The organism is Streptomyces sp. NPDC054794, assembly GCF_053611585.1.
In genome coordinates this window covers 217565-241362 of record NZ_JBSHAQ010000007.1, presented here as the reverse complement: position 1 = coordinate 241362, position 23798 = coordinate 217565, and the positions used below count along the sequence as shown (strand labels likewise).

The window sequence follows — 23798 nt, the reverse complement described above, 5'->3', positions numbered from 1 at the left end:
CCATGGCTCATCTGCGCTCCAGACGCCGGCTCGCACTCGCCGTACCGGTCGTGCTGTCGCTGACCGCCTCGCTGGGCTTCCTGCCGTCGGGGGCCGCGGCGGCCCCGCTGACCGGCACGGCGGCCCAGGCGACCGACGGCCCGAACCTCGCCTATGTGGTCAATACCGGAACGGACCACCACACGATCGCGTCGGTACAGAAGGCGATCACGGCACACGGCGGAACGATCGTGGTGACGTACGACCGGATCGGTGTGATCGTCGTCCACTCGTCGAACCCGGACTTCGGCAAGGAGATGCGCGCGGTCCGCGGCGTGCGGTCCGCCGGTGCCACCCGGACGGCGCCGCTGAGCCCCGCGGGCACCACCGACGAGGGGGCGGCGCAGGTCCTGTCGAAGGCGGAGGCCGCGAAGGTGGCGCGGGGTTCGGCGGCCGGGGAGGAGCCGCTGGAGGCCGACCAGTGGGACCTGCGGGCGATAGGCGCCGACAAGGCGGCCACGATCAACCCCGGCAGCAGGAGCGTGACCGTCGGTGTCATAGACACCGGCGTCGACGACACCCACCCGGACATCGCGCCGAACTTCTCCGCCTCCCAGTCGGCGAACTGCGTGAGCGGCAAGCCGGACACGACGTACGGCGCCTGGCGGCCGGCGGACGCCGACCACTACCACGGCACGCACGTGGCGGGTGAGATAGCCGCGGCCCGCAACGGGATAGGCGTGGCGGGTGTCGCGCCCGGCGTGAAGGTCGCGAGCATCACCGTCGCCCAGCCCGACTCGACCCAGCTGTTCTACCCGGAGAGCGTCGTCTGTGCCTTCGTGTTCGCCGCCGACCACGGCGTCGAGGTCACCAACAACAGCTACTACGTCGACCCGTGGCTGTACAACTGCATGGACGACCCGGACCAGCGCGCCATCGTCGACGCGGTCAACAGGGCCCAGCGGTACGCCCAGCGCAAGGGCACGCTCAACGTCGCCTCGGCGGGCAACTCCAACGAGGACCTCGACGCGGACGCCCTCGTCGACGCCTCCAGCCCCGACGACTCGACGGCCACGACCCGCACGGTCGACCCGCACGAGTGCTTCGACGTGCCGACCCAGCTGCCCGGCGTGGTCACCGTGAGCGCGGTGGGCGTCAAGGGCGCCAAGTCGTACTACTCCAGCTACGGCATGGGCGTCGTCGACGTCGCGGGCCCGGGCGGCGACAAGTACCAGATCCCGGACACGCCGTCGAAGAACGGCCGCATCCTGTCGACGCTGCCGAACAACCAGTACGGCTTCCTCCAGGGCACCTCCATGGCCTCTCCGCACGTGGCCGCCGTGGCCGCGCTGCTGAAGTCCACCCACCCGTACGCCACTCCGGCCGCTCTACAGGCGCTGCTCAAGGCCGAGGCGGACAACCCGGGCTGCCCGGCGGGGCCGTACGACGGCAACGGTGACGGCGTCGTGGACGCGACCTGTGTGGGCGGCAAGCGGGTCAACGGCTTCTACGGCTGGGGCGTCGTCAACGCGCTGCGTGCCGTCAAGTAGGGCCCGAGGCGCAGGACTTCCCGCACGGCCCCCTCGTACCGCGAACGAACTGGAGACACAGACACATGACAGCGCCTCACCCGCGCTACCGTCGCGCCATGGCGATCCCGGCCGGGATGGCCCTGGCGACGGCCCTCGCGTTCCTGCCCAACGTCACCGCGTCCGCCGCGGACTCCACGACGACGGTCACCAGTGACGCGACCTCGCTCAGCTATGTCGTCAACGTCCACCCCGGTTTCGGGCTCTCCGCACATGTGCGGAAGGCCATCGCCGAGGCCGGTGGCACGGTGGTGATCTCGTACGACCGGATCGGCGTGATCGTCGTCCACGCGTCGAACCCCGACTTCGCGAAGACGATCCGCACGGTGCCCGGCGTCGAGTCGGCGGGCGCCACGCGTCACACGCCGCTGCCCGCGCAGTCGACCACCGACGTCGGCACCCCGAAGGTGCTCGGCGCGGAGCAGGTCGCGAACGCGCAGGCCGCCGACGGGCAGGACCCGTTGGAGCCGCTGCAGTGGGACCTGCCCGCCATCAAGGCGGACAAGGCGCACGAGAAGTCCCTCGGCAGCAGGGACGTCACCGTCGCCGTCATCGACACCGGCGTCGACGACACCCACCCCGACATCGCGCCCAACTTCGACCGCGACGCCTCCGCCAACTGCGTGTCGGGCAAGCCGGACACGACCGACGGCTCCTGGCGGCCCAGCGCGTCCGAGAGCCCGCACGGCACCCATGTGGCCGGTGAGATAGCGGGAGCGAAGAACGGCGTCGGCATCACGGGCGTGGCGCCGGGCGTCAGGGTCGCGGGCATCAAGGTCGCGAACCCGGACGGCTACTTCTACACGGAGGCCGTGGTCTGCGGCTTCATGTGGGCGGCCGAGCACGGCGTCGACGTGACCAACAACAGCTACTACACCGACCCGTGGTACTTCAACTGCAAGGACGACCCGGACCAGAAGGCGCTCGTGGACGCCATCACCCGGGCCTCGCGGTACGCGGAGAGGAAGGGCACCGTCAACGTCGCGGCGGCGGGCAACGAGAACTACGACCTGGACGCCGACTCGATCACCGACCCGGTCTCCCCCAACGACGGCACCCCGTCGGACCGGGTGATCGACCCGCACAAGTGCTACGACATACCGACCCAGCTGCCGGGTGTCGTCACGGTCGCCGCGACCGGCGCCAAGGGCCTCAAGTCGTCCTTCTCCAACTACGGCTTCGGGGTCATCGACATCGCCGCGCCCGGCGGTGACTCGACGGCGTACCAGAAGCCGGCGCCCCCGGCGACCAGCGGCCTGATCCTGGGCCCGCTGCCGGGCGGCAAGTGGGGCTACATGGCCGGCACGTCGATGGCGTCGCCGCACGTGGCGGGTGTGGCCGCGCTGATCAAGTCGACCCACCCGCACGCGCCCGCGGCCATGGTGAAGGCGCTCCTGTACGCCCAGGCCGACGCCACGCCGTGCACGGACCCGTACGACATCAATGGCGACGGCAAGGTCGACGCGGTGTGCCAGGGCCCGAAGAACCTCAACAGCTTCTACGGCTGGGGCATGGCGGACGCACTGGCCGCCGTCACCAAGTAGAACCTCCAAACACATGACCCGGGCCGGGCGGCATGACCGCCCGGCCCGGGCGTTTTGCGCGGCCATCCTCTTACATTGATTGAATCAATACTGCATAGTACAGTCATGACTGGAATCAAGTTCGCATGGGACGCGGTGGGCGGCGATCCCGCTCTGCTCTCGCGGGTGGGCACCGTCGTACGCCGGGAAGCGCTCGAAGCGAGGCTGCCGGTACGGGAGTTGGGGCGCGCCTGCGTGGGGGCGTGTGCGCTGGCCGCCGCCGAGTTGGGGGCGCGGCGGGCGGGGCTCGCCGAGGTGCCGGAGGTTCGGGTCGACGACGCGGCGGTCGCGGCCGCCTTTCTCAGTGAGCGGCTGCTGCGGGTCGACGGGCGGGCGCCGGTCTCCTTCGCACCCCTGTCCCGGCTCTGGCGGACGGCGGACGGCTGGGTGCGCACCCACGCCAACTATCCGCACCACCGGACGAGACTGCTGGACGCGTTGAAGCTGCCCCGGCACGCCTCGCCGGAGGACGTCGCCGCCCGGTTCGCCGAGTGCTCCGCGCTGGAGGCGGAGGAGACCGTGTACGGCGCCGGAGGCCTCGCCGTCGCCCTGCGCACCCCCGAGCAGTGGGCCGCGCACGAGCAGTCCGCGGTCCTGGCCGGACGGCCGCTGGTCGAGCGCGTACGACTGGACTCGGCACCCGCGCGCGTGCTCGCGCCGCTCGCGGACTCCGCTCCCCTGCTGCCCGCCGCCGGACTGCGCGTGCTGGACCTGACCCGGGTCCTGGCGGGCCCGGTGGCCACCCGCACCCTCGCCCTGCTCGGCGCGGACGTGCTGCGTCTGGACGCGCCCCGGCTGCCCGAACTCCCCGACCTGCACGCGGACACCGGCATCGGGAAGCGATCGGCGACGCTGGACCTCGCGGTGGACCGGCGGACCTTCGAGGAGCTGCTGGCCGCGGCGGACGTCGTGGTGACCGGCTACCGGCCGGGCGCCCTGGACCGCTTCGGTCTCTCCCCCGAGGCGCTCGTCGAACGACGGCCCGGGCTGGTCGTGGCCCAGGTGTCGGCCTGGGGCGCGTACGGACCGTGGGCCGGGCGGCGCGGCTTCGACAGCCTGGTGCAGGTCGCCACCGGCATCGCGACGGTCGAGGGGTCCACCGAACGGCCCGGCGCGCTGCCCGCGCAGGCCCTGGACCACGGCACGGGCTATCTACTGGCGGGCGCGGTGCTGCGGGCCCTGACCGAGCAGTCGCACGACGGCGGCAGCCGGTCCGTACGGCTGGCCCTGGCCCGGACCGCGCGCTGGCTGACGGAGGAGGTCGAACACGAGGAGGCGGGCGACGTCTTGCCGAACGGGCCGAGCACCGCGGTGGATCCTCGGTTCGGCGAGCGGGACAGTGTCTTCGGGCGGGTGCGGTACGCCCTGCCCGCCGTGTCCTTCGTCGGCGGACCCGTCGACTGGGCGCGGCCGCCCGTGCCCTGGGGGACGGACGCGCCGGGCTGGGACTGAGCGGGCGGGTGGCCGGATCCGTATCAAGGGGCGGAATTCCCATCTCCCGGTTGCTTTCCGGGACTTGCCCCGTTTTGTAGCGGCTGGCCAAGATCCAGGGGTGACGTTGATACGACCGACGGTCAAGGCGGACGGCACGAGCAGGAGCGGCGGCCGGCCCGGGACGCTCCGGGCCGTCGCCGCCCTGGCCCTGGTGACCCTGGCCGCGCTGATCTCGCTGCTGGGCCCCTCCACCGCGCTGCACGGCACCGGCGAGGCCGCGGCACCCGGCGTCGGCGGCATCGCCCTGCTGCGCATGGTGCTGTTCGCGGCGCTGTGCGTACCGGCGGGCGAGCTGTTCGTGAACCGGCTGGCCCGCCGGCTGCCCGGCGCCCCCGCCGCCGTCCCCCGCAGCCGGGCCCCGTACGCGGCCGCCGCCGGCTTCGTCGCGGCGCTCGGGCTGGCCTCGGTCGTGGCGACCGGCAACCTCGTGCCGAGCGGCCTCTCCCAGATCGACGTCGGCGGCCTGTACGGCACCCGCGACGGCGCGCTCGCGCTCCTGGAGGTCAACGCGTTCTTCGTGGCCGGCCTGTGCGCGCTCTCGCGCCGGCCCGGCACCCAGGTCTGGCCGCTGGCGGCGATCGTGGGCGCGGAGGCCCTGCGCGCCCACCCCACGACCGAGCACAATCCCTTGTTCGGCTCCTCCCTGACGCTCGTGCATCTGACGTGCGCGGCGCTGTGGGTGGGGGCCCTGCTGCAGGTGCTGCGGACCCTGCGGCTGTGGCGCGGCGGGACTGAACAGGCCGGCATCGGAGACTCGGGCTCCGCAGGGGTGAGCGCCGCGCTGTTGGGGCTCTACGCGCGCGTGGCCGCCCTCCTGCTCGCGGCCATCACCGCCACGGGCGTGTGCAGCGCCCTGCGCCGGATGCCGGCGGCCACCGTGCTGGACCAGCTGACGACGACGGCGTACGGGCGCACCCTGCTCGCCAAGGTGATCCTCGTGACCGCCGTCGCCGTGCTCGCCGTGTGGGCCCGGATCCGGCTGCGCCGGGCGCCCGATCCGCTCACCGCGTACACGCCCGCGCGCGCCGAAGTCGTCGTGCTGGGCGTGGTGGTGGCGGTGTCGGGACTGCTGACGGCGCTGCCGGTGCCGATCCGCTGGTCCTGATCAGCCGTTGGTCATCAGCACTTTGAGCGCGGTGCGCTCGTCCATCGCCTTGTAGCCCTCAGGTACGCCCTCCAGGCCGACCGTCATGTCGAAGACGGGCGAGGGGTCGATGGTGCCGTCGAGGATGTCGGGCAGCAGCTGCGGGATGTACGTGCGGACCGGTGCGACGCCGCCGCGCAGCGCGATGTTCCGGTCGAACATCACGTCGAGGTCCAGGCCGGTGCCGCTGCCGTGGGGCACGCCGACGAAGCCGATCGCGCCACCGTCGCGGGCGATGTCGACCGCCGTACGCATCGACTGCTCGGTGCCGACGGCCTCGACGACCGCGTGCGCGCCCTGGCCGCGGGTGAGCGCGCGGACCGCCTCGACGGCCGCCTCCCCGCGCTCGGCGACGACGTCGGTGGCGCCGAAGCGGCGCGCGATGTCCGTACGGACCTCGTGGCGGCCCAGCGCGATGATCCGCTCGGCGCCGAGCCGCTTGGCGGCGAGGACGGCGCACAGGCCGACGGCGCCGTCCCCGACGACGGCGACGGTCGCGCCCGGGCGGGCGCCCGCGCCGAGGGCGGCGTGGTGGCCGGTGCCGAGCACGTCGGAGAGGGTCAGCAGCGCGGACAGCAGGTGCTCGTCGGAGGCCGCGTCCTTGGGCAGCTGGACGAGGGTGCCGTCGGCGAACGGCACGCGCACGGCCTCGCCCTGGCCGCCGTCGTAGCCGACGGAGCCCCAGAAGCCGCCGTGCTCGCAGGAGGTGGTCAGGCCCTCGCGGCAGTAGTCACAGACCCCGTCGGACCACACGAAGGGCGCCACCACGAGGTCGCCGCGCCTGACCGTGCCCACCTCGGAGCCGGTGTCCTCGACGAGGCCGAGGAACTCGTGCCCGATCCGCTGCCCCGGCTGCCGGGACGCCTCGCCGCGGTACGCCCACAGGTCGCTGCCGCAGATGCAGGCCCGCAGCACACGCACCACCGCGTCGGTGGGCAGCTGCACCACGGGCTCGGGCACGTCCTCCACACGCATGTCGTAGGGGGCGTGGATGGTGGTGGCGCGCATGGCGAGGATCCTTCTCGTGCGAGGGCGGGGACCGGTGCTCAGGGGGTGCTGTGCTCGGCGAGTGCGGTGCTCAGGGGGTGATCGAGGAGCGCACTTCACGGTACGCCGTGGCCGGCGCGGGCGGCGCGGGCGGCGCGGGCGGCGCGTCGAGAGTGCCGCTCACGATCAGGTACTGCGCCGCGGCGTAGGTGAGCATGATCCAGAAGTCGGGCCGGGGCGACTGGGGCCAGCCCGCGATGCCGGTCGCGATCATGGTGTCGGAGAGCATGAAGAGCGCGCCGCCGAGGCCGGCGACCGGGCCGAGCCGGAGGCCCGCCGAGCAGGCCATCGCCGTGAGCAGGGCGCTGTAACCGGCGACCGGGACCCTCAGGTCCGCGGGCAGGTCCGGCCACAGCAGGGTGACGGTGGTGGCGAGGGCGACGGCGTAGAGGGGGACGAGGCGGCGGGCACGCGCGCGTGGGGCGGGGAAGCGGCCGAACAGGACCAGGTAGCAGACGTGGCCGGCCGCGAAGCAGGCCATGCCCGCCATGAACGCGGGGTCCGCGTCGGACAGCAGCAGCACGTCACCGCCCCAGCCGCACAGCAGCCCGGCGATCAGGAGCCGGGGCGCGCCGCTCGCGAACGCGTAGGCGGCGAGCAGGGGCATGAGCAGCACCTTGGCCACCACGTGTCCGGTGTGGAGGCCCGCCGCCAGGGAGGCGAGGTCGACGTCGGCGACCAGGGCGAAGGCGATGAGGAGCAGACGGGGCGATCTCACGCGGCAGCGGCCTCCCCGGTCGCGGCCGCACCGGCCGAGGGCCCACCGGCCGCGGTCTCGTCCCCCGTCGCCGGTGGCTGCCAGCCCGGCCCCCTGAACACCCGTCCGGCCCGCTCGCCCCAGCCCGTGGCCTGTTTCACGTCCCTGGCGATGGCGGCGTACTCGTGCGTGGCGACCTTGATCGGGTGGTGCGTGCCGATGTTCTTGGTCAGCCCGTACACGGGGCGCTCGACCTCGGGCACGAAGGACCCGAAGAGCCGGTCCCAGACGATCAGGATCCCGCCGAAGTTGCGGTCCAGATAGCCGCCCTGGGAGGCGTGGTGCACCCGGTGGTGCGACGGCGTGTTGAAGACGAACTCGAACCAGCGGGGCAGTCTGTCGATCCGCTCTGTGTGGATCCAGAACTGGTAGACGAGGTTCACCGAGGAACAGAAGGCGAGCGCGGCCGGGTGCACGCCGGCGGCGATCAGCGGGACGTAGAACGGCCAGGAGGTCAGGCTCGTCCAGGGCTGACGCAGCGCGGTGGAGAGGTTGAACCTCTCGCTGGAGTGGTGGACGACGTGGCAGGCCCACAGGATGCGGATCACGTGGTGGCCGCGGTGGGACCAGTAGTAGAAGAAGTCCTGGGCGAGCAGCATCAGGAGCACCGTCCACCACAGGACGGGCACGCGCAGCGGGGTGGCCGCGTGGACCGCCGTGTAGATCGTGACGATCGGGATCTTCCACAGCGCGTCGAAGAAGAGGCTGCCGAGCCCCATGGAGACGCTGGTGGCGGCGTCCTTCGCCGCGTACCCGGCCGCGTCCTCGTCGGAATGGAGGCGGTAGCTGATCATCTCGACGACGGTGAGCAGCACGAAGGCGGGAATCGACCAGACCACGGCATCCGGGAGGTTCGGCATGGGTGCACGGTAGAGGCGCCGGCCGACCGCGGCTAGAGCTTGTTACCCAGAAGTATTTCGGTCCGGCGCCCCGCGCGGGTCTAGACCCCGGCCACGCCCAGCAGCGTTCCGGCGGCGTAGGTGACCCCCATGGCCAGGGCTCCGCCCGCCACGTTGCGCAGTACCGCCCGCCTCGGGCGCGCCGCGCCCAGTCGCGCGCTGCTCCAGCCGGTCAGGACGAGCGCGGCCAGTACCGAGACCACGGTGACCAGGACCCGTAGACCCGCCGGTGGGAGGACGATCGCGAGGAGGGGCAGCAGAGCGCCCACGGTGAAGGCGAGGAAGCTCGCCCAGGCCGCGTGCCAGGGGTTGGTCAGCTCGTCCGGGTCGATTCCGAGCTCCACGCGCGCGTGGGCCCGCAGCGCGTCCCGCGCGGTGAGCTGCTCGGCCGCCTCCCGCGCCACCTCCCGGGACAGCCCGCGCTCCTCCAGCAGCCCGGTCAGCTCCGCCAGTTCGGCCTCCGGCTGTTCTCTCAGTTCCCGCTTCTCCAGGGCGAGGGCGGCCTTCTCCGAGTCGCGCTGCGTGGAGACGGACACGTACTCTCCCGCCGCCATCGACATCGACCCCGCGAGCAGTCCCGCCAGTCCCGCGGTCAGCAGGGCGGAGCGGTTGTCCGTCGCCCCGGCCACGCCGACGACGAGCCCCGCCGTGGACACGATCCCGTCGTTCGCGCCCAGGACGGCGGCCCGCAGCCAGTTGAGCCGCGAGCCGAGCGCACCGCCATGGGCTTCGTCATGGGTTGGTTCCACAGCAGGGAGCATCGCACCCCGGAGTTCACCTGGCACCCAGCGACGCCGCCGGAGGTCGCCCGACACCCACCGACGCGCCGGACGTCACCAGACCCGTACCGACGCCCCCCGTGCGAACACCGGACTCGTCGCGTCGGCCGGTCCTTCCTCCAAGGGACGCGCGACCTCCTCGACCGTGGGGCCCACCTTCGCCGCGATCGGGTCCAGGTGTGACAGGTCGAAGCCGTACACGCGGGCCGCGTTGCCGCCGAGCATCGCGGCGACCTCGTCCCGGGGCACGCCCGCGTAGGCGAAGCGCAGGCCCTCCCGGGAGTACGGGTAGGTGCCCTCGTCGTGCGGGTAGTCACTGCCCCACATGATCTTGTCGACGCCGATGCGGTCGCGCAGCGGCACCTCGTGCGGGCGCATGAAACTGGCCCCGACGAAGCAGTTCTCGCGCCAGACCTCGGACGGGACCCGGCCCATGCGGTCCGCGAGACCCGTGCCGAACTTCGCCTCGGCGGTCGGGGCCGTGGACGCCTTCGTCGCCGCCGCGACCAGGCGCCCGTGGTAGTAGTCCAGCATGTCGAGCACGCCGGGGATCCAGCCCGAGCCCTGCTCGGTGAGGACCAGCCGCAGCCCCGGGTGGCGACGGAACGCGCCGCCGAAGACCAGGTGCCACAGCGCCCGGTGGGAGAACCAGGTCGTCTCGATCATGAAGACGGCGCGGGCGGCCGGTTCGTCGCCGAGCGGCGGGGAGGCGGAGCCCGCGTGGTGGTTGACGGGCATGCCCAGTTCCGCGCTCACGGCCCAGATCGGGTCGTACGACGGCGAGTGCAGCTCGGGCAGTCCGGAGCCGGGGGGTGTGCCGGGCAGCATCAGGCCGCCCTTGAGGCCGGCCGACGCCGCCCACCGGATCTCCTTGACCGCCTCCTCGACGTCGTTCAGGAGGATCTGGAAGACGCCCGCCCGGCGGCCCGGGGCGGCCGCGCAGAAGTCCGCCAGCCAGCGGTTGTGGGCGCGCAGTCCGGCCCAGCGCAGCGCGAACTCCCCGGCGGTCGGCGCCGGTGCCATCAGCGAGCCGGACGGGAAGAACGGCGGGATCGTGTTCGGGAACAGGACCTCGGCGACGATCCCGTCCCGCTCCTGCTCGGCCAGGCGCCGCTCGGAGTTCCAGTTCCGGTCGGCCGAGTCGGCGAGCAGGTCCTCGTACGGGTTGACGTAGGTGGCCGCCCACGCGTCGAACTCGTCGTGGTACCGCTTCTCCAGGTACGGCTTGTAGTCCAGCAGATCGGCACCCGCGTGGCAGTCGGCCGAGATCACCGTGTAGCGGTCGTCGCTCATGAGGTCACCCCCAGGACCGGGAAGTCGTTGTCCGTCAGCCAGTGGCGGCCCACCGCGCGCGAGCGCGCCCAGGACGCCTCGACCGCCGCCTGGTCGTCCGGCTGGCCGAGGTCGGCGGGCCTGGGGCCGATGCGGCGGGCCAGCGGAGTGAGCGCCGCGACGTCGAAGCCGAAGACCTCCGCCGCCGCCAGGCCCAGCATGCGGCGCGTCTCCGTCACCGGGATGTCGTGGAAGGTCCGCCGCAGCCACGCGCGCGTGTCGGGCCAGGTGCCCTCCGGGTGCGGGAAGTCGCTGCCCCACAGGATGTTGTCCACGCCGATCTCGTAGCGCTGGGCGAGTTCGCGGCGCTTGGTGTTCGTCGCGCAGATGAAGACCTGGCGGTCCAGGTACTCGTGCGGCGGGCGCCTCAACTCCTCGAAGGGGGACAGCTTCTTGCCGCCGTGCGCGCCGAGGTAGAGGCGGTCCATGAACCAGAGCAGGTTCGGCAGCCACCAGCAGCCCGACTCGGCGACGCCGAACCTGAGGCCGGGGTGGCGCTCGAACACGCCGGACCACAGCAGGAACCAGAGCGGCCGGGCCGGCCACCAGGTGACCTCGGAGACGTAGATCCCCAGATGGTCGCCGTACTCGTGCCGCGGCGCCGCCCCCGAGTGGGTGATCACGGGCATCCGGCACTCGGCGGCGGCCGCCCACACCGGGTCGTAACGGCGGTCGTGGTACGGCTCCTTGTCGACCCACATCGCGGGGATCATCAGCGCGCCGAGGCCCGACTCCTTGGCGCGGTACACCTCGGTGACGACCTGTTGGGTGGGGGCCGTCACCGGCAACAGGGCGACGCCGCAGTGGCGTTCGGGATGCTCGGAGACGAAGTCCGCCAGCCAGCGGTTGTGCGCCCGCGCGCCCGCCATGCCGAGCTCCGGGTCGTGGTCGCCGGACAGGCCGAGGCCGACCCCGAACGGCGCCGCGGTCCCGCTGTCGACGGCGTCGGCGTCCGGGAAGACCACCTCCGCGGCCACCCCGTCCCCGTCGAGCTCCTTGACGCGCTGCGCGGCGTCCCAGCCCCCGCGCAGCCCCTCCTCGTTGTCCCGGAACCACTTGCTCGCGAACGCCTCGTTGCGGATGCCGAGCCGCGTCATCTCCTCGCGGCGCCGGTCGCGCCCGGCGAGGAACTCGTCGAACTCCCGGTGGAAACGGGCGTCCAGATAGGGCCGGTACTCCTCGGTGGGCAGCCCGGCGTGGCAGTCGGAGGAAATGATCAGGTACGGGTCCTGTCCGGTCACTACAGCCCCCTGTCAGTCCAGGATGAAGTGTTCGAGGTACGACGGGTTCGCCCGGTCGAGCATCGACCGGGACCGCGCCCGGATCTGGGCGTCGCTGTGCTCGCTGACCGGCAGCAGCCAGAAGCGGTCCGCGCGGACGCCGTCCACGACGAGCTCCGCGACCTCCTCGACGGGCGTGAACCGCACCTCCCGGCCGGCCTCGCGCATCGCGGCCTCCCACTGGCCGAGGCTGCGGTACGGGGTTCTGCGCGGCTTCTGCTTGGCGTACCGGGCCGGGCGGTTGCGGTGCGACTCCCACAGGCCCGTGCGCAGCATGTGCGGCCCGGGGAAGAGCACCGAGGCGCCCACGCGCGCGTGCTCCGCCTTCAGGTGGGCGTACAGGGACTCGGTCATCGTGACGACGGCCGCCTTGGTGACGGCGTACACGGAGGCGGTGGGCAGGGGCGCGATGCCGCCGTCGCCCGACGAGGTGTTGACCACGTGGCCCGGCTCGCCGCCGGCGAGCATCCGCGGCACGAACGCCTGGATGCCGTGGAAGACGCCCCACACGTTGACCGCGAACGCCCACTGCCAGTCGTTCGGTTCGTGCTCCCACATCCGGCCCTCGGCGCCCGAGCCGACCCCGGCGTTGTTGCACAGGACGTGGACCGCGCCGTACGTCCCGTAGGCCGCCTCGGCGAGTTCCAGGACCTGTTCGCGGACGCCGACGTCGACCACGCGCGCGTGCACCTCGGTCCCCTGGGCGCGCAGGACCGCGGCGGCCTTCTCCAGGGCGGCCTCCTCGACGTCGGCGAGGACCACCTTCAGGCCCTCGGCGGCGAACCGCCGGGCCATCGCGAACCCGATGCCGCTCGCCGCTCCGGTGACGACGGCGACCTGTCCCGGCCTCAGCTCCATCACGCGCCCCCGTCCTCGGGAGGCGCGTCGAGGATCTGTCGAGGATCGTCGTAGCGCTGGTGGACGTACGGCAACAGGGCCCGCGCGTCGACGCGTTCGACGACCCGGCCGCGCTGGGTGCTGGTCTTCTCGCCGACCGTGATCTCGACGAGGCGCCGCACCGGCAGGTCGGCGACGGGGTCGTACAGGGACTCCCGCAGGACGACGTCCCCGGTCACCCGCTCCAGCCGGCGCGCCTTCTCGTCGCGTTCGCAGTACACCAGGACGGGGTCGCCGTCGAAGCCCGAACCGTCCACCGCGGGCAGGAACTTGAAGTAGAAGTCGGTCTTCCGGGCCGGTTCCGGCAGCGGCAGCGGGCCGCTCACCGCGCCGCGCACCTCCACGAAGGCGATGCCGTGCCGGGCCATCGAGGCCCGTACGACGAGGCCGTCGCGCTCGACGACGACCTCGCCGAGCTTCTTGGGCTCCCCGAACACCTCGCGGCCGCCGGTGAGGGCGCGCTCATGGGTCATCGGCATGACGAGCGGGTACCAGCCCTCCACCGCCTCGTGGGCGGCGGCGACCGCGAACGAACCGGCGCCGAGCGGGTGTCCGGGCAGGTCGACCTTGCTGATGTTCACCCGCACGAGGGGCCGTGCCGTCGGCTTGAGCGGGGGTGGCAGGACCGCCGCCACCGCGTCCGGATCGGTCTCCCAGACGGCCACCACCCCGGTGGACCAGATGTCGGGGAGCTTCGCGCCCGCGGTGCGGGAGGCGGTGATCTCCGCCTCGGTCCGTGCGCCGTACCGTACGCGTGCCATACGCCGTACCGCCCTTCCGTCGACCGTCATCGCCGGGCGCCAGCACGCTTGCACCGGGCGGTGAAAAGGTCCATAGCCGCGCGCACGGGCTTTCGCGACTCGGTGCCGGTGTTCGAACGGGCGGCCCCGGCAAGGCGGCTGAGGAGCCTGCGGGACGGCGCTGTCGGTCGTGGCCCGTATCCTCAGTGACCATGCTCGAAGACCGCACGACCGCAGCGTCCTACCCCACCCGGTGGCCGGCCGCGTACCCGAAGGGATACGCGGTCGTTGACGTGGAGACCACCGGGCTGGCCCGGGACGACCGGATAATCTCCGCGGCCGTCTACCGGCTGGACGAGCGCGGCGAGGTCGAGGACCACTGGTACACGCTGGTCAATCCGGAGCGCGACCCGGGCCCGGTGTGGATCCACGGTCTGACGAGTGACGTCCTGGAGGGCGCGCCGCTCTTCGAGGACGTCGCGGAGGAGTTCGCGCGCCGGCTGGCGGACCGGGTGCTCGTCGCGCACAACGCGGTCTTCGACTGGCAGATGATCGCCCGTGAGTACGCGCGCGCCGAGCGCGAGGCGCCGGTGCGGCAGCGGCTGTGCACCATCGCGCTCTCCAAGGAGCTCGGTCTGCCGCTGCCCAACCACAAGCTGGAGTCGCTGGCGGCGCACTTCGGTGTCGTGCAGCGACGGGCGCACCACGCGCTGGACGACGCGCGCGTCCTGGCGGAGGCGTTCCGGCCCAGTCTGCGGGCCGCGGCGGCGGGTGACGTACGGCTGCCGCTGCTGGAGTGCCGGCCGCTGACCGAGTGGTCGGACCGGACCGCGCCGCGGATCGGCCGACAGTCGAGCGGGGGGTACGGCGGCTACCGGCCGACCAGTTGGCGCCCGTCCCGCAAACGGCCCGCCTGCCCGTACCCCAACCCTGGCCGGTACGAAGAGGGCAAAAGACTCAAGCAGGGCATGCGGGTGGCGTTCTCCGGGGACACCTCGGTCGAACGCGAGCTGCTGGAGGACCGGGCGACCGAGGCGGGGCTGCACGTCGCCACCAGCATCTCCCGGCTGACCAGCCTGCTCGTCACCAACGACCCCGACTCGGGGACGTCGAAGGTGGTCAAGGCGCGGCAGCACGGGACACCGGTGGTGGACGAGGCGGCGTTCGGACAGCTGCTCGGAGACGTAGAGCCGGCCGCGGGGAGCGGTGTGGCGGCCACGGAGAGCGCGGCGCCGGAGTCCTGACCGTACGGACGGGTGATTGCTTCGCGACTCGCCCGGCGCCCGCTCGCCCGCGCGACGCCGACCGCTCACCCTGTGGCGCATGGCGAAATGCGAAGTTTGCGGCAATGACTACGGAATGACCTTCGAGGTCCACGCCCAGGGCTCGGTGCACGTCTTCGACTGCTTCTCCTGCGCGATCCACCGCATGGCCCCCGTCTGCGAGCGCTGCGACGTCCCGATCATCAGCCAGGGCGTGGAGGCCGACGGCAGCTTCTACTGCGGCGCCCACTGCGCCCGCGCGGAGGGGAAGGTGGGGATCGTCGACCGCGTCTGAGGACACCCCTGCGCAAACACCCCACGGTCCGAGTTGTACGGTCGTGGGGTGTACCGCTTCCTGTTGACCCGGCAGTGGGTGATCCTCACCCTGATCGCCCTGGCTCTGATCCCCACGATGATCAGGCTGGGCTTCTGGCAGCAGCACCGGTACGAGGAGCGCAGCGCGCGCAACCAGCTGGTCTCCGACGCGCTCGCGGCCAAGCCCGTCCCCGTGGAGCGGCTGACGTCCCCCGGGCATGTCGTGACCCGCGCGGAGAAGTACCACGGCGTCACCGCGACCGGCACCTTCGACACCGAGCACGAGGTCGTGGTCCGGCGCCGGGTGAGCGCGGACGACCAGGTCGGCTTCCACGTCCTGACCCCGTTCGTGCTGACGGACGGCAAGGTGCTGCTGGTCAACCGCGGCTGGATCCCGGCGAACGGGGTGCAGACGGCCTTCCCGAAGATCCCCGCCCCGCCCAGCGGCCGGACCACCGTCACCGGGCGGCTGATGGCCGACGAGACGACCGCGGCGAGCGGCATCAAGGACGTCAGGGGACTGCCGGCCCGGCAGATCATGCTGATCAACAGCGAGCAGGAGGCGCGCCGGCTCGGCGCCCAGGTGCTCGGCGGCTACATCCAGCAGACGGCCCCCGCGCCCAAGGGCGACACGCCCGAGCAGATCTCCGACCCGGGCAAGGAAGACGCCCCGCTGAACTACGCGTACATGATCCAGTGGTGGCTGTTCGCCGCGGGCGTCCCGGTCGGCTGGTTCGTCCTGGTCCGCCGCGAGGCACGGGAGCGCGCGAAGGCGGCGTCCGAGGAAGCGGCAGCGGAGGCGGAACCGGCCGCGGTGTGAGCCACCGCGGCGGGTCACCCGCCCGGCCCCGCTCCCTGATTGTCCGCCCGGTCCACCGGGAACCCGGAACCCCGTGCACCCCCGCATCGAGGACTACGCCCTCATCGGCGACGAACAAACGGCGGCCCTGGTCGGCAAGGACGGGTCCATCGACTGGCTGTGCCTCCCCCGCTTCGACTCGGGCGCCTGTTTCGCCAAGCTGCTGGGCGACGAGGAGAACGGCCACTGGCGCATCGCGCCCAAGGGCGCGGACACCTGCACCCGCCGCGCGTACCGTCCCGACACCCTCGTCCTCGACACCGAGTGGGACACCCAAGACGGCTTGGTCCGCGTCACCGACCTGATGCCCCAGCGCGACCGCGCCCCCGACGTCGTCCGCATCGTCGAGGGCGTCAGCGGCCGCGTCACCATACGCAGCACGCTGCGCCTGCGCTTCGACTACGGGGCGGTCGTGCCGTGGATGCGCAGATCCGGCGGCCACCGCGTCGCCGTCGCAGGGCCGGACGCGATCTGGCTGCGCAGCGAGCCCACCGTGCGCACCTGGGGCCAGGACTTCGGCACGCACTCGGAGTTCACCGTCGAGGAGGGCGAGCGGGTCGCGTTCGTGCTCACCTGGCACCCCTCGCACCATCCGCGTCCCCCGCTCGTCGACCCGTACGACGCGCTGCGCGCCAGCGTCCGCGACTGGCGGCGCTGGGCGGCCCGCTGCCGCTACGACGGCCCGTACCGGGACGCCGTCGTCCGCTCCCTGATCACCCTCAAGGCCCTCACCTACGAGCCGACCGGCGGCATCGTCGCCGCGGCCACCACCTCGCTCCCCGAGGAGATGGGCGGCGTGCGCAACTGGGACTACCGGTACTGCTGGCTGCGCGACTCCACCCTCACCCTCGGCGCCCTGCTCTCGGCCGGCTATCACAAGGAGGCCGAGGCCTGGCGCGACTGGCTGCTGCGCGCGGTCGCCGGCGTCCCGGCGGACCTGCGGATCATGTACGGCCTCGCGGGCGAGCGGCGGCTGCCCGAGTTCGAACTGCCCTGGCTGTCCGGCTTCGGCCGCTCGGCGCCGGTGCGGATCGGCAACAGCGCCGCGGACCAGCTCCAACTGGACGTGTACGGCGAGGTCATGGACTCGCTGTGGCTGTCCCGCCGGGCGGGCCTGCCCACCAAGCCGCACGTCTGGTCGATCCAGGCCTCGCTGATGGAGTGGCTGCGCAAGGAGTGGCGGCAGCCCGACGAAGGCCTGTGGGAGGTGCGCGGCGGCCGCCGTCAGTTCGTGCACTCGAAGGTCATGGTGTGGGTGGCCGCCGACCGTGCCGTACGGACCCTGGAGGAGCACCCGCACCTGCACGGCGACCTGCACGGCTGGCGGCGGATGCGCGACGACGTGCACCGGGAGGTGTGCGAGAAGGGCTACGACCCCGACCGGAACACCTTCACCCAGCACTACGGCTCGCAGGAGCTCGACGCCGCCCTGCTGCTGATCCCCCGCTGCGGCTTCCTGCCCCCCAAGGACCCGCGGGTGATCGGCACGATCGACGCGATCCGCAGGCAGCTCGGCCACGGCGGCTTCGTGCGCCGCTACGACACGGAGGACTCGCTCGTGGACGGGCTGCCGGGCGGGGAGGGCTCGTTCCTCGCGTGCTCGTTCTGGCTCGCGGACGCGCTGCACATGACGGGCCGTACGCAGGAGGCGCGGGAGCTGTTCGAGCGGCTGCTGAACCTCACCAACGACGTGGGGCTGCTGTCGGAGGAGTACGACCCCAGGACCCGCCGTCAGCTGGGCAACTTCCCGCAGGCGTTCAGCCACATCGGTCTGGTCAACACCGCCCTCGCCCTGTTCGACGGCGAGGGGGCAGGATAGGGCCATGGATCTTGGACTGAAGGACCGGGTGTACGTCGTCACCGGGGCCACACGCGGACTGGGCAACGCCGTGGCGCGCGAGCTCGTCGCCGACGGGGCGAAGGTGGTCGTCACGGGGCGGGACGAGCAGCGGGTCGCCGACGCGGCGGCCGAACTGGGCCCGAACGCGGCCGGGGTGGCCATCGACAACGCCGACCCGCAGGCACCGGAGTGGCTGATCGCGGCCGCCCGCGAACGCTTCGGCGGCTTCGACGGCATCCTGATCAGCGTGGGCGGGCCGGCGCCCGGGTTCGTCGCCGACAACACGGACGAGCAGTGGCGGACGGCGTTCGAGTCGGTGTTCCTGGGCGCGGTGCGGCTCGCCCGCGCGGCGGCCGCGGAACTGGAAGCGGGCGGTGTCATCGGGTTCGTGCTGTCCGCGTCGGTGTACGAGCCGATTCCGGGGCTGACCATCTCCAACGGGCTGCGGCCCGGGCTCGCCGGGTTCGCCAAGTCCATCGCCGACGAGCTGGGGCCGCGGGGTGTCCGGGTGGTGGGTCTGCTCCCGTCGCGGATCGACACGGACCGCGTGCGGGAGCTGGACGCGCTGTCCGCGGACCCGGAGGCGACGCGCGCCGCCAACGAGTCGCGGATTCCGCTGCGGCGCTATGGGACGCCGGAGGAGTTCGGGCGGGTGGGGGCGTTCCTGCTGTCGCCGGCCGCCTCCTATCTGACCGGGATCATGGTGCCGGTGGACGGCGGGATGCGTTCCGGATTCTGACGGGCGCGGGCCGGGCGTCGTCGCCCGCGCGGCCGGTCAAGTCACCCTTTCCGCACGGTGCTTGACCGCCGCCAGGCGTACTTCCGCCGGGAGCTTCGCCAGACCCGTCGACTCGCGGGCCCGGGTCAGGGACTCGGCGGTGAGGTCGTGCAGGGCCGTGCCGGGGTCCACGTCCGGGTCCAGCTGGAGCCGGACGTGCGCCCCGGGGGCCTCGCGGCGGCCGGTCAGGGTGGCGTGGGCGTGGGCCACTCCGTCCAGGCGGTCCGCGTCGGCGGTGAGGACGTCCACCAGGGCGCGGCCGCGCAGCAGCGCGCCCTCGCCGTCGCCGGTGTCGACGAGCACCTCGGCGAGGCGGCGTCGGCGCAGCACGGCGGCGAGCCACCACAGGGCGAGCAGGACGAGGACGGCCAGCACGGCGATGACGGTCGGCCACCACCAGCCCTCGTCCCGCCACCGGGTCCGTTCGGCCTGGCTGAGCAGGACGTCGTGCCGCCCCTGGTGGATCCACCAGGACGGTGGCCGCACGCCCAGGCCGACGGCGAGCACCGAGCCGCCGAGGACGACGAGCAGCAGTCCGACGACACCGAGCAGTACGCGGTTGACCGTCCTCAGCACCGCCCTCACCCCTTCCGTCCGGGCCGCGCGACGTGCACCGACAGCCCGGGCGGCCGGGTGAGCCCGAGCCCCCGGATCGCGTCGGCGAGCGTCAGGTCCAGGTCGGCGCGGACATCGTCGAGTTCACGGAAGTGCGAGACCGCGCGGACGTCTGCGCGTCTGCGCCGCAACCGCACCCGTACCGACCGCACGCCGGAGACCTCCATCGCGCGGTCGCGCAGCACCAGGGCGGCCGCGTCGCGGTGCAGCACGGCCCGGACGTCGGCGTGCGGCGGCCGCATCGGCAGCCACTTGCGCAGGCCGGGCGTGACGGCGAGCACGATCAGCCACAGGCCGAGGGCCGCGGCGAGGCCCGCGCCGACCAGCACCCAGGTGTCGTCGAGGGGCCTTTCGGCGAGCTGCCGGGCCAGTTCGCGACGCCAGCGCATGGCGGGCCGGTGGGCCCGTACGGCGGCGATGTCGTAGAGGAAGGCGGCCGCGCCGATCAGGAGCAGCAGGGCGGCGATGCCCGCGGGCACGCGGCGCGCCGACCAGAGGCGGCCGCCTCGGCCGTCGTCCCCGGCCGCGGCCGGCGGTGGCTCGTAGGCGGCCGCCGAGGCCGCCTGGTCCAGCCCGGTTCCGGTCTCCTTCTCGACGGCCGGAAGGCGTCGGGTGGTGGTCTCGGTGCCCTGGGACTCGCTCATCGCGCCCTCCCGTGTGCCGCGCCGTGCACGGATACCGGGTGCAGCCGCTCCACCTGGACGGCCACCTCCGGCACCTCCATGCCCACCAACGCGCCTACCCGCTCGACCACATGCCGACGCACGGCAGCGCAGCGCGCGCCGATGTCGCAGGGGTAGTCGAGTTCGAGGTGCACCCGGATCCGGGCGGTGGCGACGGGTCTCTCCCCCGCCTGACCGGAACCGAGTGCGTGCGGGTGCACGACGACGCTCGCGTGCGGTGCGACGGCGTCCTCGGTCAGCGGTCCGACCGCCTCGCGCGCCGCCCGCGCGGCGACCTTCGCGACGACCCGGTCGGCGATCCGCAGCGCGCCCCGCTCGCCCGGCGCGACGACGGTCACGGGTCCGCGGACCTCCCCGGCCCCGCCGCTCACGGCGGTCACGGTCGTCGATCGCGCCGGTCGGTGCGGATGCGGAAGAAGTCACCCGGCTCCAAGTCCCCCTCCAGGAACCGGCCGACCACGAATCCGACGGCACCGAGCGCCGCCACCAGGAGGAAGGCACCGAACCCGCCGAAATATCCGGCGAAGCCCAGCGCCATTCCGGCGATCATGCCGACCACGGCCATGCTCATGCTGCGCTCCTCAGCTCCTCAGCCGTGCGTTGTCTCTCCTCAGCCGTGCGTGGTCCGGTGGCCCGTGGTCACTGGATCCGGGGTTCCGGCTCTTCTTCCTCTTCCTCCGGAAGCTTGACATCACTCACCGCGAGGTTGACCTCGACGACCTCGAGTCCGGTCATCCGCTCCACGGCCGCGATCACGTTCTCGCGCACGGCCCGGGCCACGTCGGCGATCGGCATGCCGTATTCCACGACGATCTCCAGGTCGAGGGCGGTCTGCACCTCGCCGACCTCGGCCTTGACCCCGCGGGTCACCGACTTCGTGCCGCCCGGCACCCGGTCGCGTACGGCCCCGAAGGTCCGCGCCAGCCCGCTGCCCAGGGCGTGCACGCCGACCACGTCTCGCGCGGCCAGCGCGGCGATCTTCTCCACCACCCCGTCGGCGATGGTCGTGCGTCCCCGGGTCCCCGGGTCCCCGCCACCGCGCTTGGTGGCCTTACGGGTCTGTACCGGGGGCTCCGTCGCGCTCTCGGGGCTCGTCGTCCGGTCCCGCTCCGTCATCTCGGTCATCGCCGTACGTCCCTTCCCGTCGTCGTCCCCTTCGACCACGGTAAGCGGGGATGCGCCGTGGCGCGCCGGGGATGCGGCAAGCTGGAGCAATGACGGCGGACCGATGGACACAGGCCGTACGGCACCAACTGGGCCTGGGCAGAATTCTCCCGCTCGGCGGACCGGGCGACGGGGCGTGGATCGCGGAGGCGGCGGCCGAGGCGGTGCTGCGGCGCGCGGCGGCGGGCGTGGCGGGGGCGCGGCTCGGCGCGCTGCGGATCGCTCTCGCGGATCCGGGCGACACCCACGAGCCGGCCGTGCCGCCACCGCCGGGGGCGCTGCCCCCGGGCCCGCTCCGGGTGACGGCGGACTTCGCGGCCACGGCCGACGAACCACTGCCGACGACGGCCTCCCGGCTGCGGCTGACGTTGGCGACGACCGCGACGAAGGGCCTGGGCCTGACGGTCGTCGAGGTGGACCTGCGCGTGACGGACCTGCTGGAGGAAGAGGCAAAGCCCCCGGCGGTCCGCTCCCCGGAGCCTCCCCGCGCCCGCGAGACCACGGAGCCGGACGAGTCCCGAGCCACCGAGGCGGCCCTCGCCGTCCCCGGCGTGACCCACCTGACCGGCGTCCTGGGCCGGGCGGTACACATCGAGGAACGCCGGGACGCCGAGACGGCCCTGCCACGTCGCCACGTACGCGTGGAGGCGGCGACGTCCACGTCCCACCGTCCCCTGGACGTGGCCCGGGACATCCGCACGGCGGTACGGGAGGCACTGAGCGATCCGGGAGACCGCCCGACGGTGACGGTGCTGGTGACGGCGGTGGGCTGAGCCGTGGTGACAGCGGTCGGCGAGCCGGGGTGACATGGGTCGGCCGGCCGACGGACGCCAGTTGGCCGGGGCGGTGAGGACCGGTTGGTCGGGGCGTGGGCGGCGCATGCCGGTCGGCCGAGGCGCGGCGCACGGCTGTCCGCGGGGGTGCGGCGCACGGCTGTCCGCCGGGGGCGGGGCCCACGCGAGGGCAGTGCCTGCAGATCCGCCGGGGCGGCGTATGCCGGTAGGCAAGCCGACGCACGCCGTCAGGCGGCTCGGCGCCCACCGGTTGGTCGGCGCGGCGCACACCACTCGGCCGAGGCGCGGCGCACGGTTGTCCGACGGGGCGCGGTCCACGCCGGGGCGGCGCCTGCAGATCCGCCGGGGCGTCGCACGCCGGTAGGCGAGGCCGGCGCACGCCGTCAGGCGGCACGGCGCACACCAGTTGGCCAGGGCACGGCGAAGGCTGTCCGCCGGGCGGCGCACGCGGTTGGTCGGTGCGGCGCACGCCATTCGCCCAGGGCGGGCTCGGCGCATGCCGATCCGCCGGGCCGGCGCAGGTCAGTCGGCCGACGCGACGCACGCCGATCAGCCGGGTCGGCCCAAGCCGGTCAGCCGGCGTGGCGCATCGCATGCGGGTCGGCAAGGTCGGCGCACGCCAGTTGATCAAGGCTCGGCGCATGCCGATTCGCCCTGCCGTCGCAGGTCAGTCGGCCGACGCGACGCACGCCGATCAGCCGACGTGGCCCATGCCAGTCAGCCCGCGTGGCGTGCGTGCGGTGCGTCGGACCGGTGGGCGTGGGTCATTCGCCCACGTCGGCCAAGTCCCGCAGGCGGCGGGCCTGGGCGGCGCGCTCCGCGGTGCGTTGGGCGTCGTAGTCGCGGCCGGTTGCTCCGCGCAGCAGGGCCTTGGTCTCGACGACCGCGTCCCGGGGCGCGGCGAGGAGCGCCGCGGCCAGGTCCCGCGCCGCGCCGTCGAGTTCCGCGACCGGCACCGCGAGGTTGGCCAGCCCGGTCGTCACGGCCTCCTCGGCGTGCACGTACCGCCCGGTCGCGCAGATCTCCAGCGCACGGGCGTAACCGACGAGCCCCACCAGCGGGTGCGTGCCGGTCAGGTCGGGCACGATCCCCAGGCTGGTCTCGCGCATCGCGAACTGCACGTCGTCGGCGACCACGCGCAGGTCACAGGCGAGGGCGAGCTGGAAACCGGCACCGATGGCATGCCCCTGGACGGCGGCGACGGACACGATGTCATTGCGCCGCCACCAGGTGAATCCTTCCTGGTACTCGGCGATGGTCGCGTCCAGCTCGGCGTCGTCACGGCGCGCGAGTTCGAAGAACGTCGGCTCGCCCGGGATCCCCTCCGGGGTGAACATCTGTCGGTCCAGCCCGGCGGAGAAGGACTGGCCCTCGCCACGCAGCACGACGACCCGGACGGAGCCCGGCAGCAACCGCCCGGCCTCGGCCAACGCCCGCCACATCGCGGGGCTTTGGGCGTTGCGCTTGGCCGGGTTGCTCAGCGTCACCGTGGCGAGCGCGTCGTCGACGGTGAGCCGTACGCCGTCCTTGTCGAGTACAGGAGCGAGGTCCTGGTCGGGCGAAGCCATGGGGCGCCTCCGATGGGTGCGGTCATCCTGCGCACCGTACGACATCGCGCCGCACGACGACACAGCTAAGTGACTGCACAGTAACCACCCGGCCGATCAGCGAACCGACCGGGTGGCCACCATCGAAGCCGATGGGCCGCCCGAGGTCAGGACGATGCGGCCTTCTTGCCCCGGGTCGCTCCGCCACGCCCACGCAGCGTGACGCCCGACTCGCTGAGCATCCGGTGTACGAAGCCATACGAGCGGCCGGTCTCCTCGGCCAGCGCCCGGATGCTCGCACCGGAGTCGTACTTCTTCTTCAGGTCTGCCGCGAGCTTGTCGCGCGCGGCGCCGGTCACCCGGCTGCCCTTCTTCAGAGTCTCGGCCACCCGTGCCTCCTCATGGGAAGTGCGCTCTGGTC

Annotated in this window: 25 protein-coding genes; 10 read left to right on the top strand and 15 right to left on the bottom strand. The window is 73.1% G+C overall.

Features of this window, described 5'->3' with window-relative positions; translation table 11 throughout:
- Positions 1-2: 2 nt before the first annotated feature.
- The 4 genes from ACWGKT_RS10095 (at position 3) to ACWGKT_RS10080 (ending at position 5750) form a co-directional block, all read left to right on the top strand.
- A complete protein-coding gene (locus ACWGKT_RS10095; protein ID WP_453273202.1) occupies positions 3-1529 on the top strand; it encodes a S8 family peptidase in 1527 nt (508 codons plus the stop codon).
- 65 nt (positions 1530-1594) lie between these two features.
- Positions 1595-3112 (top strand): S8 family peptidase, encoded by a 1518-nt coding sequence (locus ACWGKT_RS10090; RefSeq protein WP_453273201.1) that lies wholly within the window; start codon positions 1595-1597, stop codon positions 3110-3112.
- A 105-nt stretch (positions 3113-3217) separates the two neighbouring features.
- Positions 3218-4603 carry a CoA transferase gene (locus tag ACWGKT_RS10085; protein ID WP_453273200.1) on the top strand — a complete coding sequence of 462 codons (1386 nt, stop codon included), beginning with the start codon at positions 3218-3220 and terminating at the stop codon, positions 4601-4603.
- Between the two features lie 100 nt (positions 4604-4703).
- The gene (locus ACWGKT_RS10080) at positions 4704-5750 is read left to right on the top strand and encodes a CopD family protein (RefSeq protein WP_453273199.1); all 1047 of its coding nucleotides are present in this window, start codon (positions 4704-4706) and stop codon (positions 5748-5750) included.
- On the opposite strand, the gene ACWGKT_RS10075 is transcribed toward ACWGKT_RS10080, so the two are convergent.
- From ACWGKT_RS10075 to ACWGKT_RS10040, 8 genes are all read right to left on the bottom strand, one after another.
- On the bottom strand, positions 5751-6797 hold the full coding sequence (locus tag ACWGKT_RS10075) for a zinc-dependent alcohol dehydrogenase family protein (protein ID WP_453273198.1): 1047 nt from the start codon (positions 6795-6797) through the stop codon (positions 5751-5753).
- A 70-nt stretch (positions 6798-6867) separates the two neighbouring features.
- Positions 6868-7554, bottom strand: coding sequence for a lysoplasmalogenase (locus ACWGKT_RS10070; protein ID WP_453273197.1), 687 nt, complete (start codon positions 7552-7554; stop codon positions 6868-6870).
- Positions 7551-8453, bottom strand: a complete 903-nt coding sequence (locus ACWGKT_RS10065) for a sterol desaturase family protein (protein WP_453273196.1) — start codon at positions 8451-8453, stop codon at positions 7551-7553. The genes ACWGKT_RS10070 and ACWGKT_RS10065 overlap by 4 nt, the downstream gene beginning before the upstream one ends.
- Positions 8454-8533: 80 nt before the next feature.
- Positions 8534-9253: a VIT1/CCC1 transporter family protein gene (locus ACWGKT_RS10060; protein ID WP_453273195.1), complete on the bottom strand. Its 720-nt coding sequence runs from the start codon at positions 9251-9253 to the stop codon at positions 8534-8536.
- 72 nt (positions 9254-9325) lie between these two features.
- The gene (locus ACWGKT_RS10055; protein WP_453273194.1) at positions 9326-10564 is read right to left on the bottom strand and encodes an amidohydrolase family protein; all 1239 of its coding nucleotides are present in this window, start codon (positions 10562-10564) and stop codon (positions 9326-9328) included.
- The gene (locus tag ACWGKT_RS10050) at positions 10561-11844 is read right to left on the bottom strand and encodes an amidohydrolase family protein (RefSeq protein WP_453273193.1); all 1284 of its coding nucleotides are present in this window, start codon (positions 11842-11844) and stop codon (positions 10561-10563) included. Before ACWGKT_RS10050 ends, ACWGKT_RS10055 begins: the two co-directional genes overlap by 4 nt.
- A gap of 12 nt (positions 11845-11856) precedes the next feature.
- Positions 11857-12741: an SDR family NAD(P)-dependent oxidoreductase gene (locus ACWGKT_RS10045; protein ID WP_453273228.1), complete on the bottom strand. Its 885-nt coding sequence runs from the start codon at positions 12739-12741 to the stop codon at positions 11857-11859.
- On the bottom strand, positions 12741-13541 hold the full coding sequence (locus ACWGKT_RS10040) for an acetoacetate decarboxylase family protein (protein WP_453273192.1): 801 nt from the start codon (positions 13539-13541) through the stop codon (positions 12741-12743). Before ACWGKT_RS10040 ends, ACWGKT_RS10045 begins: the two co-directional genes overlap by 1 nt.
- A gap of 191 nt (positions 13542-13732) precedes the next feature.
- Between ACWGKT_RS10040 and ACWGKT_RS10035 the strand changes: the two genes are divergently transcribed.
- From ACWGKT_RS10035 to ACWGKT_RS10015, 5 genes are all read left to right on the top strand, one after another.
- Positions 13733-14764: a DEDDh family exonuclease gene (locus ACWGKT_RS10035; protein ID WP_453273191.1), complete on the top strand. Its 1032-nt coding sequence runs from the start codon at positions 13733-13735 to the stop codon at positions 14762-14764.
- 79 nt (positions 14765-14843) lie between these two features.
- Positions 14844-15077, top strand: coding sequence for a hypothetical protein (locus tag ACWGKT_RS10030; RefSeq protein WP_235458175.1), 234 nt, complete (start codon positions 14844-14846; stop codon positions 15075-15077).
- 48 nt (positions 15078-15125) lie between these two features.
- Positions 15126-15917, top strand: coding sequence for an SURF1 family cytochrome oxidase biogenesis protein (locus tag ACWGKT_RS10025; RefSeq protein ID WP_453273190.1), 792 nt, complete (start codon positions 15126-15128; stop codon positions 15915-15917).
- 73 nt (positions 15918-15990) lie between these two features.
- Positions 15991-17775: a glycoside hydrolase family 15 protein gene (locus tag ACWGKT_RS10020; RefSeq protein WP_453273189.1), complete on the top strand. Its 1785-nt coding sequence runs from the start codon at positions 15991-15993 to the stop codon at positions 17773-17775.
- A 4-nt stretch (positions 17776-17779) separates the two neighbouring features.
- Complete coding sequence (locus tag ACWGKT_RS10015; RefSeq protein ID WP_453273188.1) at positions 17780-18535, top strand: SDR family oxidoreductase; 756 nt, start codon at positions 17780-17782, stop codon at positions 18533-18535.
- 36 nt (positions 18536-18571) lie between these two features.
- Here the strand turns inward: ACWGKT_RS10015 and amaP are convergent, their stop codons facing one another.
- The 5 genes from amaP to ACWGKT_RS09990 form a co-directional block, all read right to left on the bottom strand.
- Entirely contained in the window at positions 18572-19159 is a 588-nt protein-coding gene (gene amaP / locus ACWGKT_RS10010) for an alkaline shock response membrane anchor protein AmaP (RefSeq protein WP_453273187.1), read from the bottom strand.
- A complete protein-coding gene (locus ACWGKT_RS10005; protein ID WP_453273186.1) occupies positions 19156-19833 on the bottom strand; it encodes a DUF6286 domain-containing protein in 678 nt (225 codons plus the stop codon). Before ACWGKT_RS10005 ends, amaP begins: the two co-directional genes overlap by 4 nt.
- Positions 19830-20252, bottom strand: a complete 423-nt coding sequence (locus tag ACWGKT_RS10000) for an Asp23/Gls24 family envelope stress response protein (RefSeq protein ID WP_453273185.1) — start codon at positions 20250-20252, stop codon at positions 19830-19832. The genes ACWGKT_RS10005 and ACWGKT_RS10000 overlap by 4 nt, the downstream gene beginning before the upstream one ends.
- Positions 20249-20443: a hypothetical protein gene (locus ACWGKT_RS09995; RefSeq protein ID WP_235458168.1), complete on the bottom strand. Its 195-nt coding sequence runs from the start codon at positions 20441-20443 to the stop codon at positions 20249-20251. Before ACWGKT_RS09995 ends, ACWGKT_RS10000 begins: the two co-directional genes overlap by 4 nt.
- A 68-nt stretch (positions 20444-20511) precedes the next feature.
- On the bottom strand, positions 20512-20997 hold the full coding sequence (locus ACWGKT_RS09990; RefSeq protein WP_453273184.1) for an Asp23/Gls24 family envelope stress response protein: 486 nt from the start codon (positions 20995-20997) through the stop codon (positions 20512-20514).
- Positions 20998-21086: 89 nt separating this feature from the next.
- On the opposite strand from ACWGKT_RS09990, the gene ACWGKT_RS09985 reads away from it, so the two are divergent.
- Positions 21087-21809 (top strand): nucleopolyhedrovirus P10 family protein, encoded by a 723-nt coding sequence (locus tag ACWGKT_RS09985; protein WP_453273183.1) that lies wholly within the window; start codon positions 21087-21089, stop codon positions 21807-21809.
- A gap of 785 nt (positions 21810-22594) precedes the next feature.
- Here ACWGKT_RS09985 and ACWGKT_RS09980 read toward each other — a convergent pair.
- Positions 22595-23398, bottom strand: a complete 804-nt coding sequence (locus ACWGKT_RS09980; protein WP_235458165.1) for an enoyl-CoA hydratase/isomerase family protein — start codon at positions 23396-23398, stop codon at positions 22595-22597.
- A gap of 146 nt (positions 23399-23544) precedes the next feature.
- Positions 23545-23766, bottom strand: coding sequence for a helix-turn-helix domain-containing protein (locus ACWGKT_RS09975; RefSeq protein ID WP_004002281.1), 222 nt, complete (start codon positions 23764-23766; stop codon positions 23545-23547).
- Positions 23767-23798: the final 32 nt, after the last annotated feature.

Excerpts from the sequence above, each read along its gene's own strand:
- ACWGKT_RS10095 (WP_453273202.1), top strand. The coding sequence starts at position 3 with ATGGCTCATCTGCGCTCCAGACGCCGGCTCGCACTCGCCGTACCGGTC.
- ACWGKT_RS10090 (WP_453273201.1), top strand. The coding sequence starts at position 1,595 with ATGACAGCGCCTCACCCGCGCTACCGTCGCGCCATGGCGATCCCGGCC.
- ACWGKT_RS10085 (WP_453273200.1), top strand. The coding sequence starts at position 3,218 with ATGACTGGAATCAAGTTCGCATGGGACGCGGTGGGCGGCGATCCCGCT.
- ACWGKT_RS10075 (WP_453273198.1), bottom strand. The coding sequence starts at position 6,797 with ATGCGCGCCACCACCATCCACGCCCCCTACGACATGCGTGTGGAGGAC.
- ACWGKT_RS10065 (WP_453273196.1), bottom strand. The coding sequence starts at position 8,453 with ATGCCGAACCTCCCGGATGCCGTGGTCTGGTCGATTCCCGCCTTCGTG.
- ACWGKT_RS10060 (WP_453273195.1), bottom strand. The coding sequence starts at position 9,253 with ATGCTCCCTGCTGTGGAACCAACCCATGACGAAGCCCATGGCGGTGCG.
- ACWGKT_RS10055 (WP_453273194.1), bottom strand. The coding sequence starts at position 10,564 with ATGAGCGACGACCGCTACACGGTGATCTCGGCCGACTGCCACGCGGGT.
- ACWGKT_RS10045 (WP_453273228.1), bottom strand. The coding sequence starts at position 12,741 with ATGGAGCTGAGGCCGGGACAGGTCGCCGTCGTCACCGGAGCGGCGAGC.
- ACWGKT_RS10040 (WP_453273192.1), bottom strand. The coding sequence starts at position 13,541 with ATGGCACGCGTACGGTACGGCGCACGGACCGAGGCGGAGATCACCGCC.
- ACWGKT_RS10035 (WP_453273191.1), top strand. The coding sequence starts at position 13,733 with ATGCTCGAAGACCGCACGACCGCAGCGTCCTACCCCACCCGGTGGCCG.
- ACWGKT_RS10030 (WP_235458175.1), top strand. The coding sequence starts at position 14,844 with ATGGCGAAATGCGAAGTTTGCGGCAATGACTACGGAATGACCTTCGAG.
- ACWGKT_RS10015 (WP_453273188.1), top strand. The coding sequence starts at position 17,780 with ATGGATCTTGGACTGAAGGACCGGGTGTACGTCGTCACCGGGGCCACA.
- ACWGKT_RS10005 (WP_453273186.1), bottom strand. The coding sequence starts at position 19,833 with ATGAGCGAGTCCCAGGGCACCGAGACCACCACCCGACGCCTTCCGGCC.
- ACWGKT_RS09995 (WP_235458168.1), bottom strand. The coding sequence starts at position 20,443 with ATGAGCATGGCCGTGGTCGGCATGATCGCCGGAATGGCGCTGGGCTTC.
- ACWGKT_RS09990 (WP_453273184.1), bottom strand. The coding sequence starts at position 20,997 with ATGACCGAGATGACGGAGCGGGACCGGACGACGAGCCCCGAGAGCGCG.
- ACWGKT_RS09985 (WP_453273183.1), top strand. The coding sequence starts at position 21,087 with ATGACGGCGGACCGATGGACACAGGCCGTACGGCACCAACTGGGCCTG.
- ACWGKT_RS09980 (WP_235458165.1), bottom strand. The coding sequence starts at position 23,398 with ATGGCTTCGCCCGACCAGGACCTCGCTCCTGTACTCGACAAGGACGGC.